The organism is Burkholderia sp. RF2-non_BP3 (assembly GCF_001522185.1).
GTDB classification, from domain to species: Bacteria; Pseudomonadota; Gammaproteobacteria; order Burkholderiales; family Burkholderiaceae; genus Burkholderia; species Burkholderia diffusa.
This window is the reverse complement of sequence record NZ_LOSU01000022.1, coordinates 1-806: the sequence shown is the minus strand read 5'-3', so window position 1 is coordinate 806 and position 806 is coordinate 1. Positions and strand designations below refer to the sequence as shown.

The 806-nt window shown below is 65.3% G+C and carries 1 protein-coding gene; it reads right to left on the bottom strand.

All coding sequences use genetic code 11. The annotated features are described in order from the left end of the window. On the bottom strand, nucleotides 1–806 hold an 806-nt coding region (locus WS45_RS08090), incomplete at both ends, for an aminotransferase (protein WP_156437087.1).

The window sequence follows — 806 nt, the reverse complement described above, 5'->3', positions numbered from 1 at the left end:
TAACCCGACGTCAGGCCCTTGGCCATCGTGATCAGGTCCGGCTCGAAGCCGAAGTGCTGATGCGCGAACCATTCGCCGGTGCGGCCGAAGCCGCCGATCACTTCGTCGGCGACGAGCAGGATGTCGTACTTGCGGCAGATCCGCTGGATTTCCGGCCAGTACGTCGACGGCGGGAAGATCACGCCGCCCGCCCCCTGGAACGGCTCGCCGATGAACGCGGCGACGTTCTCCGCGCCGAGTTCGAGGATCTTCGCCTCGAGCTGCTGCGCGCGCGCGAGGCCGAACGCTTCGGGCGTCTCGCCGGCCTGTGCTTCGCCGAAGAAATACGGCTGGTCGATGTGCACGATGTTCTCGACCTTCGACGGCATCTGCTCGTGCATGTAGCCCATCCCGCCGAGCGTGCCGCCCGCGATCGTCGAGCCGTGGTAGCCGTTCTTGCGCGAGATCACGACCTTCTTCTGCGGCTTGCCCTGCACACGCCAGTACTGGTGCACGAGACGCAGCACGGTGTCGTTGCCTTCCGAGCCGCTGTTGCAATAGAAGAAGTGATTGAAGCCCGCGGGCGTGACTTCGGCGAGCATCGCCGACAGTTCGATCACCGGCGGGTGCGTCGTCTTGAAGAACGTGTTGTAGAACGGCAATTCCTGGAGCTGGCGATACGCGGCGTCGGCGAGTTCCTTGCGGCCGTAGCCGACGTTCACGCACCAGAGGCCGGCCATGCCGTCGATGACCTTGTTGCCGTCCGAGTCCCACAGGTAGACGCCGTCGGCCTTCACGATCACGCGGCTGCCCGCGCGGTTGAGCGC